This is a genomic window from Guggenheimella bovis (assembly GCF_054492335.1).
The window spans coordinates 1,115,821-1,132,088 of the sequence record NZ_JBQWTF010000001.1; the positions used below are offsets into that span (position 1 = coordinate 1,115,821).

The 16,268-nt window shown below is 43.9% G+C and carries 21 protein-coding genes; 15 read left to right on the forward strand and 6 right to left on the reverse strand.

Annotation, left to right across the window (positions count from 1 at the left end):
* The first annotated feature begins 7 nt into the window (after positions 1-7).
* From ACUB3H_RS05490 to ACUB3H_RS05500, 3 genes are all read left to right on the forward strand, one after another.
* Positions 8-211, forward strand: a complete 204-nt coding sequence (locus tag ACUB3H_RS05490; protein ID WP_459129657.1) for a hypothetical protein — start codon at positions 8-10, stop codon at positions 209-211.
* Between the two features lie 17 nt (positions 212-228).
* Complete coding sequence (locus ACUB3H_RS05495; RefSeq protein WP_459129658.1) at positions 229-2,295, forward strand: oxidoreductase; 2,067 nt, start codon at positions 229-231, stop codon at positions 2,293-2,295.
* Positions 2,296-2,382: 87 nt separating this feature from the next.
* Positions 2,383-3,459 (forward strand): serine hydrolase domain-containing protein, encoded by a 1,077-nt coding sequence (locus tag ACUB3H_RS05500; RefSeq protein ID WP_459129659.1) that lies wholly within the window; start codon positions 2,383-2,385, stop codon positions 3,457-3,459.
* On the opposite strand, the gene ACUB3H_RS05505 is transcribed toward ACUB3H_RS05500, so the two are convergent.
* The gene (locus ACUB3H_RS05505) at positions 3,449-4,207 is read right to left on the reverse strand and encodes a CPBP family intramembrane glutamic endopeptidase (RefSeq protein ID WP_459129660.1); all 759 of its coding nucleotides are present in this window, start codon (positions 4,205-4,207) and stop codon (positions 3,449-3,451) included. The genes ACUB3H_RS05500 and ACUB3H_RS05505 overlap by 11 nt on opposite strands.
* A 77-nt stretch (positions 4,208-4,284) precedes the next feature.
* Between ACUB3H_RS05505 and ACUB3H_RS05510 the strand changes: the two genes are divergently transcribed.
* The 10 genes from ACUB3H_RS05510 to ACUB3H_RS05555 all read left to right on the forward strand — a co-directional run bounded on the left by ACUB3H_RS05510 (position 4,285) and on the right by ACUB3H_RS05555 (position 11,639).
* Complete coding sequence (locus tag ACUB3H_RS05510; RefSeq protein ID WP_459129661.1) at positions 4,285-4,917, forward strand: ABC transporter ATP-binding protein; 633 nt, start codon at positions 4,285-4,287, stop codon at positions 4,915-4,917.
* Positions 4,907-5,665, forward strand: a complete 759-nt coding sequence (locus tag ACUB3H_RS05515) for an ABC transporter permease (RefSeq protein WP_459129662.1) — start codon at positions 4,907-4,909, stop codon at positions 5,663-5,665. Before ACUB3H_RS05510 ends, ACUB3H_RS05515 begins: the two co-directional genes overlap by 11 nt.
* A gap of 8 nt (positions 5,666-5,673) precedes the next feature.
* On the forward strand, positions 5,674-6,240 hold the full coding sequence (locus ACUB3H_RS05520) for a DUF7010 family protein (protein ID WP_459129663.1): 567 nt from the start codon (positions 5,674-5,676) through the stop codon (positions 6,238-6,240).
* On the forward strand, positions 6,212-7,249 hold the full coding sequence (locus ACUB3H_RS05525; RefSeq protein ID WP_459129664.1) for a DUF2207 family protein: 1,038 nt from the start codon (positions 6,212-6,214) through the stop codon (positions 7,247-7,249). The genes ACUB3H_RS05520 and ACUB3H_RS05525 overlap by 29 nt, the downstream gene beginning before the upstream one ends.
* Positions 7,246-7,917, forward strand: coding sequence for a flavodoxin family protein (locus ACUB3H_RS05530; RefSeq protein WP_459129665.1), 672 nt, complete (start codon positions 7,246-7,248; stop codon positions 7,915-7,917). The genes ACUB3H_RS05525 and ACUB3H_RS05530 overlap by 4 nt, the downstream gene beginning before the upstream one ends.
* On the forward strand, positions 7,892-8,413 hold the full coding sequence (locus ACUB3H_RS05535; RefSeq protein ID WP_459129666.1) for a putative immunity protein: 522 nt from the start codon (positions 7,892-7,894) through the stop codon (positions 8,411-8,413). Before ACUB3H_RS05530 ends, ACUB3H_RS05535 begins: the two co-directional genes overlap by 26 nt.
* A 9-nt stretch (positions 8,414-8,422) precedes the next feature.
* Complete coding sequence (locus ACUB3H_RS05540; protein ID WP_459129667.1) at positions 8,423-9,259, forward strand: pirin family protein; 837 nt, start codon at positions 8,423-8,425, stop codon at positions 9,257-9,259.
* Between the two features lie 82 nt (positions 9,260-9,341).
* Positions 9,342-9,560, forward strand: coding sequence for a helix-turn-helix domain-containing protein (locus tag ACUB3H_RS05545; RefSeq protein ID WP_459129668.1), 219 nt, complete (start codon positions 9,342-9,344; stop codon positions 9,558-9,560).
* Positions 9,553-11,043, forward strand: coding sequence for a DUF1538 domain-containing protein (locus tag ACUB3H_RS05550; protein ID WP_459129669.1), 1,491 nt, complete (start codon positions 9,553-9,555; stop codon positions 11,041-11,043). The genes ACUB3H_RS05545 and ACUB3H_RS05550 overlap by 8 nt, the downstream gene beginning before the upstream one ends.
* The gene (locus ACUB3H_RS05555) at positions 11,040-11,639 is read left to right on the forward strand and encodes a P-II family nitrogen regulator (protein WP_459129670.1); all 600 of its coding nucleotides are present in this window, start codon (positions 11,040-11,042) and stop codon (positions 11,637-11,639) included. The genes ACUB3H_RS05550 and ACUB3H_RS05555 overlap by 4 nt, the downstream gene beginning before the upstream one ends.
* 27 nt (positions 11,640-11,666) lie before the next feature.
* On the opposite strand, the gene ACUB3H_RS05560 is transcribed toward ACUB3H_RS05555, so the two are convergent.
* The 3 genes from ACUB3H_RS05560 to ACUB3H_RS05570 all read right to left on the reverse strand — a co-directional run bounded on the left by ACUB3H_RS05560 (position 11,667) and on the right by ACUB3H_RS05570 (position 13,781).
* On the reverse strand, positions 11,667-12,317 hold the full coding sequence (locus ACUB3H_RS05560) for a permease prefix domain 1-containing protein (protein ID WP_459129671.1): 651 nt from the start codon (positions 12,315-12,317) through the stop codon (positions 11,667-11,669).
* Positions 12,314-12,643 carry a PadR family transcriptional regulator gene (locus ACUB3H_RS05565; protein ID WP_459129672.1) on the reverse strand — a complete coding sequence of 110 codons (330 nt, stop codon included), beginning with the start codon at positions 12,641-12,643 and terminating at the stop codon, positions 12,314-12,316. Before ACUB3H_RS05565 ends, ACUB3H_RS05560 begins: the two co-directional genes overlap by 4 nt.
* Positions 12,644-12,758: 115 nt before the next feature.
* Positions 12,759-13,781 (reverse strand): helix-turn-helix domain-containing protein, encoded by a 1,023-nt coding sequence (locus ACUB3H_RS05570; RefSeq protein ID WP_459129673.1) that lies wholly within the window; start codon positions 13,779-13,781, stop codon positions 12,759-12,761.
* A gap of 125 nt (positions 13,782-13,906) precedes the next feature.
* Between ACUB3H_RS05570 and ACUB3H_RS05575 the strand changes: the two genes are divergently transcribed.
* A complete protein-coding gene (locus ACUB3H_RS05575; RefSeq protein WP_459129674.1) occupies positions 13,907-14,416 on the forward strand; it encodes a hypothetical protein in 510 nt (169 codons plus the stop codon).
* A gap of 8 nt (positions 14,417-14,424) precedes the next feature.
* Complete coding sequence (locus tag ACUB3H_RS05580) at positions 14,425-15,282, forward strand: B12-binding domain-containing radical SAM protein (protein ID WP_459129675.1); 858 nt, start codon at positions 14,425-14,427, stop codon at positions 15,280-15,282.
* On the opposite strand, the gene ACUB3H_RS05585 is transcribed toward ACUB3H_RS05580, so the two are convergent.
* Both ACUB3H_RS05585 and ACUB3H_RS05590 read right to left on the reverse strand, forming a co-directional pair.
* Entirely contained in the window at positions 15,274-15,639 is a 366-nt protein-coding gene (locus ACUB3H_RS05585) for a YkvA family protein (protein WP_459129676.1), read from the reverse strand. The two genes, ACUB3H_RS05580 and ACUB3H_RS05585, sit on opposite strands and share 9 nt — an antisense overlap.
* Before the next feature lie 367 nt (positions 15,640-16,006).
* On the reverse strand, positions 16,007-16,255 hold the full coding sequence (locus ACUB3H_RS05590) for a hypothetical protein (RefSeq protein ID WP_459129677.1): 249 nt from the start codon (positions 16,253-16,255) through the stop codon (positions 16,007-16,009).
* Positions 16,256-16,268: the final 13 nt, after the last annotated feature.

Genomic DNA, 16,268 nt, shown 5'->3' on the forward strand with positions numbered 1-16,268 from the left:
GAAAACGATGAAAAAAGTAACCAAAAAGAAACCTTGTGTGGGTCTTCGAATCCTACGACTCTTCAATAAATTATTATTTATTGGAGCGCTCTTTTTCGTCTCGACCTTTACCATTTACATGTTCAACCTTGATAACAAATTAATCTACCGTGTCATTCGTCCCGTCTTGAACCGTCACTATGACGCTCAAGTGCGCGACAGACGTATCTAGTAAAGGAGAAAAACCAGATGGCAAAAGAACTAGATAAGAGCCTTGAACCGCTATTTACCCCCTGGAAAATCGGTAACGTAGAGATCAAAAACCGCTTCGTTATGACTTCCATGGGTGGTACCAACCTTCTAGGCTGGATGGAAATTCACCACTTCGATAAAGTTGGCGCTAAGATGATGATGGAAGCAGCAAAGAACAACTGTGGCCTCATCCTTCCTGGATGCCAACCTGTATATAACCCCATGTTCGGTCAATGGCTCTATAAGAACGAAAAGATGTTTGACGATCTAGCAGACTGGCTCTTAGACTTCCATAAGACCGGTGCTAAGCTCTTCGTTCAATTGACAGCAGGATTTGGTCGTTCCTTTACGATCAGCCCCTTGATGGAGAAGCTCTACACCAATAAACTTCTTCGCGTTCTTTCAAAGCCCTTTATGGACCTCGATAAGATCACAGCGACAGCATCTCCTTCACCGAACCGCTGGAGTGATGTCGTTCCTTCCCGTGAACTAACGGTTGAAGAGATTCACGAATACGTAGAGGCTTTTGCAAAGACAGCGAAGCTTCTAAAGAAAGCTGGCGTAGACGGCGTAGAAGTTCACGCAGTTCACGAAGGCTACCTACTAGACCAATTTACACTTCCATACGTCAACAAGCGTACCGACGAATACGGTGGAAGCTTTGAAAACCGCTATCGTTTCCCAGTAGAGATCGTTCAAGCGATCAAGCGCGAATGCGGTCAAGACTTCCCAGTTTCCCTTCGTTACAGTGTCGTTTCTAAGACCAAGGGATTCCGCCAAGGTGCTATTCCAGGAGAAGAATTCGTCGAAGCTGGTCGTGACATGGCTGAGTCAGAAAAGGCTGTTAAGTACCTACAAGACGCTGGCTATGACATGCTAAACTGCGACAACGGTACGTATGACTCATGGTACTGGGCACATCCACCTGTATACATGCCAGAAAACTGTAACCTCGCTGATGTCGAGCACATCAAACAGTTTGTCGATATTCCAGTCGTAAGTGCTGGTCGTATGGATCCACGCGTTGCTGCTAAATCTATCGCTGAAGGAAAGCTCGACGGAGCAGGCTTTGCGAGAAACTTCCTAGCAGACCCAGAGTGGATCACAAAGCTCATGAATGGCCAAGAAGAAGACATCCGTCCATGTATCCTCTGTCACAACGGCTGCTTCAACATGTGTCACTACAAGGGCGTACCGAACGATCAGAAGCTCACAGACAGTCTCGGTCTTGCGCGTTGTGCAGTCAATGCTGAGACCATGCAATGGAGCAAGCACTACATTAAGCCAACGAAGAATCCAAAGCGTGTAGCCATCATCGGTGGTGGTATCGGTGGTATGGAAGCCGCTCGTGTATTAAAGCTCAGAGGACATGAGCCAGTGATCTATGAAAAGGCTGACGTTCTAGGTGGTACTTTCATTCCTGCAAGTGCTGAAAGCTACAAGGGAAAACTAAGAGATCTCCTCGCATGGTATAGAAGAGAAATGGATAAGCTCGGTATCGAGATCCACTTCAATACAGAAGTTAAAGACATCGCACAATTTGGCAATAGCCCGATCATCGTAGCTACAGGATCTACACCACGTATCCTTAAGAAAGTTCCTGGACACGAGAAGATGGTAGAAGCTTGTGAGTTCTTAAATGGTAAAGAAGTCGGTGAAACGGTTGCTGTCATCGGTGGTGGTTTAACAGGTAGTGAAATTGCTTACGAACTCCACCTCTTAGGAAAGAAACCGATCATCGTCGAGATGAAAGACGACCTCGTAAGTCAAACGGGTGTCTGCTTAGCAAATAGCTCCTACTTAAGAGAATACTTTGAATATCACAAGGTTCCAGTATACCTCGATTCTGTTCTAAAAGAAGTGAAAGACGGATCCATCGTCGTATCACAACTAGACGGCAAAGAAGTCGAAATCCCATGTGATTCTGTCATCAGCTCCGCTGGTTACATTCCAACACCTCTCGTAGAGGGTGGAAAGAATGTCTACCTCGTCGGTGACTGTAATGGAATCGGAAACCTCAGAAAGGTTATCTGGGGCGCATACGAAGCCGCAATGAAGATCTAACATGAAAAACCCAAGCGAAAGCTTGGGTTTTTTTATATCCACTTAACATTCGTCCTGTAGAATAGGATTATTCTGAAGGAGGGACTTATGAAAAAACGTGTTCTTAAATACATCCTCTTAGGCCTTCTCGTCATCGCGGTTATTGGTGCAGGAGTCCTCTTTTACTTACAGTATAAAGGTGAAGAACAGCTGAAGAAGCTCGCTCCCATGAGCTTTCAAGAGACGCTTTTCGCTACGACCAAGGATAACGAACGCGCGGTCATCACGGTTGGTATCGTGAAAGATGGACATAGCGACTTTACCGTCTATGGAAAAGACGCGAAAGAGCTAGAAAAGAAGGAACATCTCTATGAGATCGGATCCATCACAAAGACATTTACAGGTGGTCTCATTAGGGATAGCATGGATCAGGGAAATTTAAACCTCGACGATACCGTAGGTGAGATCTTGGGGTTTGAAGGAAAGACACCGACCATCAAAGAGCTCCTCACCCATACTTCAGGATATAACGGCTATTACTTTGAGTGGCCGATGGTCAGAAATTTCATCTTCGGTGGAAATAGCTTCCGTGGAATCGATAAAGAGATGACTCTTTCTCGCTTAAAGAAGGTCTCAGTATATGATAAGGAACATCCCTTTCTCTATTCGAACTTTGGCTATGCAACGCTTGGACTCATTTTAGAAAAGGTCTACGAAAAGCCCTATGAAGAGATTATGAATGAGTATCTAAAGAGCCTTGGAATGACCCATTCCGTCATGAGAAAAGCGAGTGACCTTGGAAGAACGTGGGAGTGGGAAGAAAATGACGCTTACCGCTCAGCAGGAGATATTCTCTCAACGATTAGCGACATGCTCCGCTACGCTGAACTTCAGTTGACGGATCCTTCGATGGCTTCACACCATGAGACGCTCCATGTCGTAAAGGAATCCTTTCCTCGCTTTGAGTTTCTCGGTATTCACATGAATGAAGCGGCAAGCGCTTGGATGAAGGATACGAAAAATGGCACCATCTTTCACAATGGTGCCACGGGTGATTACAACAGTTACCTTGGATTCAATAAAGAAAAGGGAGTTGCCGTTGTGATCCTTTCGAACCTTGCACCGAACGATCGCGTTCCTGCGACCGTCATGGGTGTAAAGCTCTTAGAGGAGCTTACTCGTTAATGAGAACGGCTTTTTTATCCTCTGGCTTTAAGCTTATAAAGAGGATGATGGAGATCACGATAAAGCCAATAATGTAGACGATCCCATGAAAAACTTCGACGTTTGAAGAGAAGTCTACACGAAGATACTCTGAGTAGTTATGAAGAGCATGGAAGGCGATCGGAAAGTAGAGACTTCTCGTCTTTATGACAAAGAGACACATGGTGATGCCAAAGAAGAAGGCAAAGACCACTTGATTGAGTGTCATCATTGGATCTGCTCCTTGTAGGAGATTTAAGAAGTGACCTACGCCAAAGAGAAAGCTCGAGATGAGAACGGCTTTTAAAAGCCCGTTGTGGCGAAGGGTACGGTAGATGAGTCCTCGAAAGATCGATTCTTCTGTAAATCCTACGATGAGGGCGAAGAGTGCGTGCGTGAGAACGTAGTCTACAGATAGGTTACTGCGAAAGCCTTTAGAGAGGTTAAAGACGATGAGTGCGAGGGCGATGATGATACTTACTACGACGAGTGGATCTACATTCTTAAGGTTTTGATAGCCGACAGCTTGAACGCCACCACGCTTATGAATGAGATTGAAAGCAATGTTTGCGGCGATAAGAAATGCAAAGATTTGTGCTCGTACGACATCTGTCCCTTCGAGCTTCATGACGACAGCTGCTACTCCAGAAGAGGTCGCAAAGACGAGAGGGAGTAGGAGATAGAGAATCGAGACGAGAAGTGGTCGGTTACTGTAAAAGGGCTTATTCATAGGTCCTCCAAAAAGTAATTGGTCTTATCATACACTATATTTATTGACTCAGTATTAAGTAAAGAATAGGAAGTTTAATGAATCTATTTGACTCAACCGCTGGTTTATATGCGATCGATCATATTGTTTATCCTAAAATCACCATCGAAGACGTTCCCATGACCTTTCTAACGGGTCCTAGTGGTTCGGGTAAGAGCACCTACTTGAGGCTTTTAAATCGTACGTTGCTTCCAAAAGCAGGAACGATTCTCTATAGAGGAGAAGAGATCTCAAAGTTTCCAGTACTCGATTACCGTAAAGAAGTGCTTCTCGTTCCTCAAGAAGTCTTTCTTTTAGAAGACTCCATCGAAGAGAACTTCCGATTTTACTACAGTGCACGAGGAGACGCTCTTCCATCGAAAGAGATCATGGAACACTTTTTAGCCCTTTCAAAGCTAGATCAACCCTTAACTGCTGACTGCAAGGTCTTATCGGGTGGAGAGAAGCAACGTGTCTTTTTAGCCATCTTTCTTTCCCTCAAACCGAAGGTCCTGCTCTTTGATGAGCCAACCGCTGCGCTCGATGAAAAGACGTCCTTTGAACTCTTTACGATGCTTAAAGAGAGCTTAATGGAAAGTAAAACGAGTGCTGTCGTTGTAAGTCATAACGAATCCCTGAAAGAGCACTTTGCAGACCGTTCGATTCAACTAGGAGGTGGACGTGGAGCTTGAAATCTGGCGTTTCTTACTCATCTACCTGCTTTTGATTTTTGTTGTCTACGTGATGAAGAAAGCGAGCATCGATAAGACCAAGGTTCTCTTCCTTTCAAGCTTTAAGATGACAGTACAGCTCGTTTTAGCAGGAATCATTCTCACCTACATCTTTAAAAATCCCCATCCCCTCTTTACCTTTAGCTACGTCCTTGTGATGATTGTCTTTAGCGTTCACCGCGTATTAAAAGACCACAAGGACCTGTCCGTTCGCTTTAAACGCGTCATCGGCCTTTCGATCGGGGTCTCAAGTATCGTGATCCTCATCTACTTTGTGGTGCTCGTAATCGGAGAGCGTATCACCAACCCTCAGTACGTCATTCCTCTTTCGGGCATGCTCATGGGAAACTCGATGACGAGCGTTTCCTTAGGCATTAAGACCTTTCGTGAAAGCCTTGAAGGGCAACGTGCGAGGATTCAGGCGCTACTCGCAGTGGGAGCTGACCCTAAAGTAATCCTTCATCCCTTCTTAAAGAGGTCTTTAGAAACGGCTATCCTTCCAACGATCAACTCTATGGTCGGTATGGGTATCGTTTCGCTTCCCGGTATGATGACGGGGCAAATTTTAGCTGGAGCCGTCCCCAACACGGCCATTTTGTATCAGATTGCAATCATGATCGCAATCTCTGCTTCCGTTTCACTTGCGTGCTTCGGTAGCTTATACTTTGGACTCAAAACACTTTATGACAAAGAAACAATGATTATCTAGGAGACACTATGGAACTACACAAAATGAAAACGGATCTTATCCTTAGACAAAAAATGGGAATTCACTTTATTCTAGCCTCTATCATCATCTGGGCACTGATTTTGGGCGTTCATTTGACGAATTTACCTCTTGAAACGAAGAATTTCTTTACCTTCTTCGCTAGCGCTCCACTTGTACCGATCTCATACTTTATTTCAAGAGCCATCGGTGTGGACTTTCAGTCCAAGGACAACCCGCTAACGAAACTTGGAATTATTTTAAGTACGAATCAAATGCTATACATACTTATCGTCATTTGGGCATTCTCAGCACACCCTGAAAAGATGCTCATGATCTATGCCATTATCTTTGGAGGTCACCTACTACCTTTTAGCTGGCTCTATAATTCCAAGAGCTATCTAGTCTTTTCCTTTATAGGATCGATCGGTGGATTCATCGTGGGACTTCTTTTCCCACCACTAATCCTTGCTATCGTAATGCTCGTCGTTGAAATCCTCTTTTCTATTTCCTTAACGCTAGAAAACAAAACCTTTAGAAAGAAGATAAATGAAGAAAAAGAAGGTCTACAAGAGTAAACAATTAGAACGGGCAATCTATTTAAGCAGAGTGAAGTGGCTCATACCTTTAGGGTTTGGATTACTCCACTTTGTTCTTCACTTTGCCCATTATGTTCAGGTGTTCTTTAAAAATCCAAGTCTGAATACGCTCTTAAGCATTCTCTTTGCAAGCTTACTATGGGGCATCTTTTTCGCGGGACTCCCTTTCATTGTCGTACAAGTTTACTCCGATCAGCTAAAGCACGAATCGAAGATGAACGCGACCTTTAAAGGTATCGAATTCCTAGACTACTACAAAGAAAAGCTCCATGGACTCACGCCTGCGATGATCAGTCTCATCGCAGACTTGCAGATTGAAACGGAGAAAGACCTCTCGGCTTCTATCTTAGAACTTAAGATGAGAAAAGCGAGAACGGAGAGTGAACGCTACATCGTAGATGCTTTAAGAGAAGGTGGACTTCAAAAGATCGACCGAAAGAAGTGGAGAGAGATCGCAGAACGAGAAGCCGTTGATGCAGGTTACATTGAAAAAGCAGGAAAGAAGAAGCAAAGGAGCATCGGATGTCTCTTCCATGGACTCATGGTCGTGGGCGTTGGACTCTACTTCTGGCTCGATAAACCGCTTTATAATAAGTTTGAAGTGCTCTCAGAGCAAACTATCGGTGACGAAAAACTCTTAGATGTATTCATTCAAAACCCTGACGTATTAATCTTTAGCTTAGTGGTCCTCGTCGCTTCCTATTCGCTCGCGTACTTCTTCTTCGTGCCGATCGTTGCGGCTTTTGCGATGCGGGGGTATAACGAGGGGCACTCCGACTATCAGAGAACAGCTTTAGGTAATGAAAAGGCTGAGCTAATAAATGGTATGAAGAACTACATTCACGATTTCTCAGACCTTTCTACCGCTCACCAGGAGGAACTCATCCTTTGGGATGACTACCTCATCTATGCCGTGGTCCTTGAAGAGAACGAGCAGATTCTTGAAGACATTAAAAAGAAGAGAAGAGAGAAAGGGATGATCGCATGAAGATCCTTGCCATTTACGGTCAGAGCCACAAAGGAAATACGTATGAGCTCGTAGACATGCTCCTTGACTCTCTAGGAGAAGAAGCAACCGAAGTCTATTTACCAAGGGATTTCGGTTCTTTTTGTATAGGATGTAATGCCTGTTTTCTTAGAGGAGAGGAGTACTGTCCTCATAAGAAGGACCTGGAACCGATAAAAGAGAAGCTCTTCGATAGTAATCTCATTATCCTTTCGAGTCCAGTGTACTGTATGCATGGATCAGCTCATAGGCCAGACGAGAGAATGTTTAAAAAAGATGGTGTCGCTGTCTTAACGACCGTCGGGGCTGGATTAAAGTCGAGTGCCAAGATGCTACAGGACAGTCTCTTTTACTTAGGTCTTAGAAACCGCTATACGCTTAGCTTTGCACTCCGCGAGAGTGATTTTTCCAAGGTTGATGAAAAGCGTTTAGCGGCCTTAAAATGTCGAGTTCAAAAGCTCGCTGAAAAAATTAAAAGAAATCATGGGAAAAAAGGGGTATCTTTAAGAACCAAGCTCTTCTTTTCCCTGTTCCGGTTCCTCATGAGTAAAAAGCTCAATCCATACGATGCAACGTACTGGGAGGAAAAGGGGTGGCTTAATAAAGTAAGACTATGGAGTTCAGATGAAGCTAAGAAAAATGCTCAGTAATTACAATCATCCTGTGATCCAAGACATCATGAAGCAGATGGAGACACAGAGTAAAGAAACACTCGCTCATTGGGCCGTCGATTATTCAGAAAGAGTTCTTCTTCCTGTGCTTAAAAAGCACGTTCCAGAAGAGACGTGTGCAGAAGTAGCCATAGAAGGTGCCAGAGCGTGGCTTAAAAAAGAAAAGAAGCTTCCTGAAGTGAAGCCGCTCTTTCTCGCTTGTCACGAAGCTGCAAGGAATACAGATGATCCCATCGCTGAAGCCATCTTTCGTGCCATCGGACAGAGTGCATCGACTGTCCATTCAGCTCGTCATGCCATAGGACTTGTCTTTTACGGTGCGCTCGCTTTAAGTTATGAGAAGTTTGGGGTAGAAGAAAAGTGGGAGAAGCTTGAAGAAGAAGCTTTTCACGAGGCTGAACTCATGCTACAGGCTCTTAAAGACGGCTCTGTAGAAAACGAACCAAAGCCAGCAAAGATCGTCTGGTACTGTTAGGAGGATTTTTTGAAAAGAAGTATAAAGCGTGTTATTAACGGATTTCCCACTCAAGACGGTGCAGGTGTAAAACTGGTGCGCGTCCTAGGTCACGGTACGGTACAAGATTTTGATCCCATTTTGATGTTAGATAGCTTCGATGCCACCGATTATGAAGCTTATAGAAGAGGTTTTCCTCTTCATCCACACCGTGGCATTGAAACCATTTCCTATGTCTATAAAGGTGCGATGACACATAGAGATAGCTTAGGAAACGAAGATACCATCTCGGATGGTGAGGTTCAATGGATGACGGCAGGAAGCGGTATTATGCACGAAGAGATGATGCCAGAAAGTGAAAGACTTCTAGGCGTTCAGCTCTGGCTCAACTTACCTCAAAAGGATAAGATGTGCCCGCCGAAGTATGTGAGTGTAAAGAATAAGGAGATTCCAGAGGTTCCCTTTGAAGGAGGATACCTCCGTGTCTTAACGGGTAGCTACGAAGAGACAGAAGGATTTACGCCATCGTATCTACCGCTTGATTACTACGACATTCATTTAGAAGAGAACGCTTCCTTTACCTTTGAGGTAGACCCTCAAAATACAGCGATTCTCTTTACCTTAGACGGTGAGATGGAAGTCAATGAAGAACATGTTGATGCGAAGTCGGCTGTCCTTCTTACAGAAGGTGATACGATCACCATTTCCTCAAAGAAGGGAGCTCAGGTACTCTTCCTTTCATCGACTGCTCTAAAGGAGCCTGTTCGTTGGGGTGGACCGATTGTCATGAATACGAATGAGGAACTCAAGCAAGCGTTCTTAGAACTTGAACAAGGAACCTTCCTGAAGGAAACGATCGCTTACTAAAGAAAAAAGATCTCGTGAAAACGAGATCTTTTTCATTATATATATCATGATATCATGATATACTAATAACAAGGAGGAACCTATGGCTGTTCAATACAAAAAACTATTTCATCTTTTATTAGACCGAGATATGACTCCTGCAATGCTTCAACAACAGGCTGGCTTTAGTGCCAATATCATCTCTCGACTGAAACATAACGAATATGTATCTTTAGAAAGCATTGAATCCATCTGTCGTGTGCTTTCCTGTAAAGTTGATGACATCCTTGAGTTTACCTCGAAGGAGGATGTGATTGCATGAATTAAAATCGAAGTTTAAAGAGGTCATGGGATCGGTCCTTCCGATCACATTCTTAGTATTACTTTTGCACTTTACTGTAGCACCATTACCGACCAATCTCATCATTAGCTTTCTCATCGGTTCGGTGCTCGTGATTCTAGGCCTTACAGCCTTTCTCTTTGGCATCGATCAGGGGCTATCTCCTATCGGTAAATCGGTATCAGAAGCACTTGCTCACTCGAAAAACATCTATCTATTTATTGCAGTAAGCCTGATCTTGGGTTTTTTTATTTCCTATGCAGAACCCGATATTCACATCCTAGCAAAGCAAGTGGATCTCGTGACGGATGGTGCTTTGAGTCATCAGACGGCTGTCATTAACGTAAGCATCGGTCTTGGTATCATGATGACCTTAGGAATGCTACGAATTCTCAGAAAAGTCAAAGTGAGCTACGTGATGGCAGGAGCTTATGGGCTGATTCTCATTCTTTCGTTCTTTTCAGGAGCAGACTTTTTAGCCATTGCCTTTGATGCTTCGGGTGCTACGACGGGAGCGATTACCGTACCCTTTATGCTCGCGTTAGCTGCCGGTGTATCGGAGATAAAAAAGGATACGACGGCTCAAGAAGCCGATAGCTTTGGTCTCGTAGGAATCTCTTCCACGGGAGCTATTTTAGGAATTCTAGTTACAGGACTCATCTTAGATACGGAAAAGCTCACGGGAACGCTTTCTGAAAGCGCAGCACTCTCAGAAAATATTTTTGAAGTCTATAGCTCGCTCTTTTTAAAGATTGCGGTCGAGGCATGCTACAGCTTACTTCCGATCGTCGTCGTATATCTCATTGTTCGCATCTTTTCAAAGCGTGCGAGAAGTCAGTCGCTTGTAGACATTGGACGTGGTGTTTTCATTACCCTTGTAGGACTCATCATCTTTTTACTTGGCGTAAACGGCGGTTTTATGGCTGTAGGAACGGAGCTTGGTAAGTCTCTAGGGGCGATGGATGGCTCCTTCTGGGTGCTCTTTGTGAGCTTACTACTAGGGCTTTCTACGGTTCTTGCAGAACCTGCTGTACTCGTTTTAACGGATCAACTGCAGGAAGTTACTGCTGGAGCCGTAAAGCGTTCGCTCGTGCTCTCGTTCTTATCTGTAGCCGTCGGCTTATCGATTCTCATGAGTGCCATTCGCATTCTCGTTCCATCGCTTCAGCTTTGGATGTACCTCTTACCAGGATTTGGTCTAAGTGTTCTCTTAGCCTTTTTCATCCCAGACCTCTTTACAGGTCTTGCGTTTGACGCTGGTGGAGTGGCATCAGGACCGATGACAGCGACCTTTTCACTCGCGTTTATCAATGGACTTGCGCACGTGACGGAGAGTGCCGATGTAGTAACAGACGGCTTTGGAATGATCGCGATCGTTGCGATGATGCCGATCTTAGCACTAGAGATTCTAGGAGCCATTTATCAACTGAAGCTTAAAAAGCTTCAAAAGAGGAGGGGACAATGAAGCGCTTAACGCTCATTTTAAACGAAGAAAAAGTAAAGGGTGCACTCAAGCTTCTTCGACCGAGATCCCTTCATGAGATCTTACTCATCCTTGCGAAAGGAACGGTTGAAGGACATCTCTTAAGAGCCCTTGGAATAAAAAATGAGAAACGAGTGTGGATAGAAGCTGTCATTGAAGACGACACCTATCTAGACGATATCTACGAAAAGAAACGTATCCTTGAAGCCAATGGCGGTATTGCTTTCCTTCAAGAGATCTATGATTATTCAAGCTATATGGATAGAAAAGAGGGTAGTGTGATTCAAAAGATTACGGTCATTGTAGAACGAGGTAAGGGTGAAGAAGTCATGCGCATCGCTAAAGAAAATGGAGCACGCGGTGGTACGATTCTTCACGGTAGAGGCTCGACGACGGATGTCACAGAGACGATCTTTGGGATGGACATTGAACCAGAGAGAGAGCTTGTGGTAATTCTTTTAGAGCGAGAGCTCGCGAAGAAAGTTGCGGAAAAGATCAACGAAGAAATTACACTTCATAAGGAATATCAGGGAATCCTTTACATTGAAGACGTACTCGATGCAAAGGGATTAAGGTAGAGCGTGGTAAAAAAAGGAAGGGAAGGATTAGTGGTCCTTCCCTTCGGCATTTAATACGGCAGTGACTGCAGTGGCGATTAAAAAGATGATCCAGCCAGGATGCCATAGATGAAAAACGAAGCCTAGAAGTAAGTATACGGCTACTGCGACAATCCAGACGACAGGTGTATAAGGATGACTTTGTTCTGAAGAAGACTCCGATGTATTACTGAGGCCTGCAGCTTCTTTTAAGGATTCAAGTTGCATGCTTGAGAATATAATGAGTGCTACGCCTATGGTGATAGGACCAAAAAATCCTAAAGTAACGATGCCTTCTTGAAAATCATTGCTCTCTAGGAAAGATCCTAAGAAGATGCCTATGATACAACAAGCGATGCCGAGAGGGAGAAGGATGTTGAATTTCTTTTGAAAGCTTCTATACTCTCTGAGTGCCATCTGTTCGTCTGCTGTAGGAACTTTTTCAGTGGGTGCAAGACTCAAGTGTTCCTTTAGGTCTTCAATATTTCCGATGCGTTCGATCACAAGTGTCGTAGCTTCGGCTTCCGTCTTACCTGATTGAATGAGTTCATTAAAGTATTCTTCGCTATCCCGTAGAAGATTTTCTTTCATCTTCTGATTCTCTTCTGTAGCGGGAATTAAGGTAAATAAGTTATCGAGATACAATTGGATCGTTTTCATACCTTCCTCCTAATAATTTGTTCGATGAGTGTTTCAATGTCTTTCCATTCCTGTAGTTTCTCGCTTAAGAGTCTTCTTCCTTCCTCTGTGATTCGGTAGTTCGTACGACTCTTTCCGAAGCTCAATTCGCCTTGATATCCTTCTATCGCGTTGAGGGAAACTAAGCGGTTTAGAGCGGAGTAGAGAGTCGTTTCTTTCATGGTGTACTTACCTTCAGAGAGGTCTTGAATCGTCTTAGAAAGGGCGTAACCATAGGAGTCCCCTTCAGCTAGGAGTGAGAGAATGAGAAGGTCATTGAATCCTCGCATTGCATCACTTGTTATCATGAGCTCCTCCTACTTCATCTGTCGTAGTAATAATAACACAACTACTACGACAGGTAAAGTAGTTAGGGAGTAAAAAAGACGTTAAATGAATTAACGTCTTTTTAGGGAAGGTATACTACAGAAAGCGCTTGAGGCTTTCCTCTGTATCAGGATGAAGTTCAATATAGCGACGAATCGTCTTTCTACGTACGAAGGGAGCGAGGAACTTGGGATCGTTCTCTTCAGGATCGATCGCCATGAAGTACTCACTTAAGGTGTCTTTATCGAGAAAGGGTGCAAGGGAGATGACTTCCTTAAAATCCTTATCTAAGATTCCTCTCGATTCCTTTACTTCAGGCTTTTCTTTCTTCGGTGTTACGATCAGCGATCGAAGCGTCTCTGATGATAAGAAGGGAGCGAGTCCTATAATATGGCTCGATGGAACTTGTCCATTTCTAACAATTCGGTCGAGTGTCTTTTCTGAAAGGAAGGGAGCGAGTCCGATGATTCTCTTGGGATCGATGTCGGTTTCACTAACCATACGGTCTAACTGTTCTTCATCTAAAAAGGGTGCAAGAGCGATGAGTTCGTTGGTCGTTGCTTTTCCTTTAATGATCACTTCCTCTAGTGCTTCTTCTGAAAGGAAGGGAGCGAGAGGGACGAGTTCGCCGGGTGTGAGTTGACGTCCTTCTACGATGTCAGCGAGGGCTTCTTCATCTAAGAATGGGGCGAGAGAAACGAGTTCACTTTGAGTGAGGTCGAGCTCTGCTACGAGATCCGCTAGAACATCTTCATCGAGGAAAGGAGCGAGGGCGATAAGAGCATTCGCGTCGTACTTATTATCCATGACGACTTGTTCTATTTTTTTTGGCTTTAAAATGGGAGCGACATCTACGAGATCCTCTGGATCGATCTCTTCTTCCTCTTCAATATCCTCAATGACTCTGGCAGACTTCTTTCCTAGAAGCTGATCGAGTTCTACATCGAAGATATCTGCTAGAAGGATCAGGTTTTCGATATCTGGCATCGACTGACCGCGTTCCCAACCACTAACGGCTTGGTAGCTCACGCCGAGTTTATCAGCGAGCTCAAGTTGTGTCATGTTTAATTCTTTTCTTAATTTAGCAATTTCTTTTCCTGTTTTTACCATGTTGATCATATTGCCTCCTTGGCTTAAGAATACGAGAGCCAGTCGAAAAAGGCTATCAAGCTGTCCTTTACATTTTAGTATACGCACTAAAGGAGTACTTGAAAATGGGTAAGAGTAGCTAACAAGGAGGCGACATGCAAATATATATTCGCGGTGCAAACCGCTTAGCAAGTATTATAGGAACCAAACTCTATCGCTATGGCCACCAGCTGACGATGGGTGTAGATAAAGATTACGTACCTACAGAAGAGTGTTTTGGTCAGGCTGTAAAGGAAGGTTCTGTAGTCCTTTGGAAGATCGAGGGAAGACTCGTCACTTACGATGAGATCGATCCTTTTTGTGTGAACATATTAGTAGGAGAAGAGAAGCGCTTCTTAAAAGAATATCTTCCAGACATCTTTATCGATGCTTCGTTTAAAGAAGAGGTCGATTATACGCTGCACCTTGCTCCCATTGTTATAGGCATAGGAAAGGGCATCTGTGCAGCGACCGATGTCCACTTTGTTATCGATACGAGAAAAGAGTCGGCAGGGGAGGCGCTCTATTCAGGGTCACTTTCTGAAAACGGCGAGGGACTAACAGACCAAGACTATGAAAAAATTGCCGATGGTGTCTTAGATGCCATCATGCGAGTGAGTGACTAGGAGGACCTATGTACTACGATATGCCACTCTATAGGCCCCCGAGTGAGAGAAATAGCCTCATTATTCAAGTGACACTTGGGTGCTCCCATAATGAATGTAGCTTTTGCAGTATGTATAAGAGTAAAGAGTTTCGCATTCGTCCGATCGAAGACGTATTAAGAGATTTAGAAGCGATCAACTCTGATGCTGTACGTAGAATATTCCTTGCTGACGGCGATGCCCTCGTTCTAAAGACGAGTCTACTCAAGCAGTACTTGAGCTACTTTAAAAACCGCTTTCCAAAGCTTGAAAGGGTCAGTGCTTATGGAACTGTTCAAGACCTTCAGAGAAAGACAGAAGAAGAGCTAAGAGAGCTTAAAGAAGCGGGGCTGACGCTCCTTTACGTCGGCTTAGAAAGTGGATCGAATGAAGTTTTAAAGGCTCTTCATAAGGGCGTTACAAGAGAAGAATCGATTGAAGCTTGTTTAAAGGCCAAACGGGCTGGCATGGAACTTTCCGTGACCCTCATGGCAGGCTTATCAAACGAAAGAGCTGAAAACGTTCCCGTAGAGACGGCTGAACTCATTAGTGCCATTAAGCCCACCTATGTCTCGTACCTCACGCTCCACTTAGAGCCAGGAACTGAAATCTATGAAGACGTGAGAGAAGGACGTTTCCGTCCCTATTCACCCGTTGAAGTGGCGCAAGAGATTTATGCGTTTTTAAAGCATGTGGACAGTGAAGGAAGCGTTTTTCGAGCAAACCATGCTTCGAACTATTTGATTCTTCGAGGAACGCTTAATAAAGATAAAGAGTGCCTACTTTCAGAGATTGAAGAGGCACTCTCTACAGAAGAATTTCGTAATGAATCGTGGCGGTCACTTTAAGAAGTGCTTTAGGATGACTGCTAAGAGGATGCACCAGAGGATGAGAATGGGCACCGCATAGAGGAAGCGCTTTTTCGCCTTAGGTGCATTTTTTGCTTCTTCCTTACATTCATTGAGGATGTCCTCTGGAATGAACTTCAAGGAAAGCTTAATGAGTAAAGGAAGAATGACGACGTCATCGAGATAACCTAGGACCGGAATGAAGTCGGGGATTAGATCGATCGGTGAGAGCGCATAGGCGAGTGTAATAGCGAGAAGGATCTTCGCTTTTTTGGGTGTCTCTTTTCTTTTATAAACGAGCACTAGCGCTGGTAGCGTCTCTTTCAGTTGTTTTGTAATTTCTGCTATCTTTTTCATGGTTCTACTATACCCACTGAGCGATTTCCTTTACAAGAAGAAGGCATCCAGAAACATATTGTAATATTTATGTAAAAATAGCTTGATTTATTTCTAAATCTTGATATAATCATGGTAATCAAAAAATATGTCGTAAAGGAGGCTGAATGAATGATCGAATACAGTGAATCTGAAAGTTCTAATGAAATGAATCGTGAAAACAACTCAGTACATGACTCCCATCGACACAATCAGTCTAACTATCAAAAGGAATCTCCATATAAGATCCGAAGGTATTAACATATTCCTACTCCTAGAAAGTAGATTTTTCCACTCTTAGAAAAAAGACGACCTCACTTCTCCAAATCGGTCGTCTTTTTTCTGCGTTCTATTCACGATATTTCTTTACAAGTATTGCCAGTCCACAGTCCACCATAAGTTCAATCACAATCATAAGTAGAATCGTAAAGAGTCCAAAGGGGAGGATCAGGGTAATGACTCGTGTCACGAGACTTCCTCCTAAACCTACGAGAAATTTCGAGTACCACTTGAGTTTTGCGCGTGTTATCGCTGAAGCAATCGTCCCGAAGAGAAAGAGGACGCCGATAAAGAGAAGAAAACCGAGTGCTTTTCCCAAAGAAACATCCTTT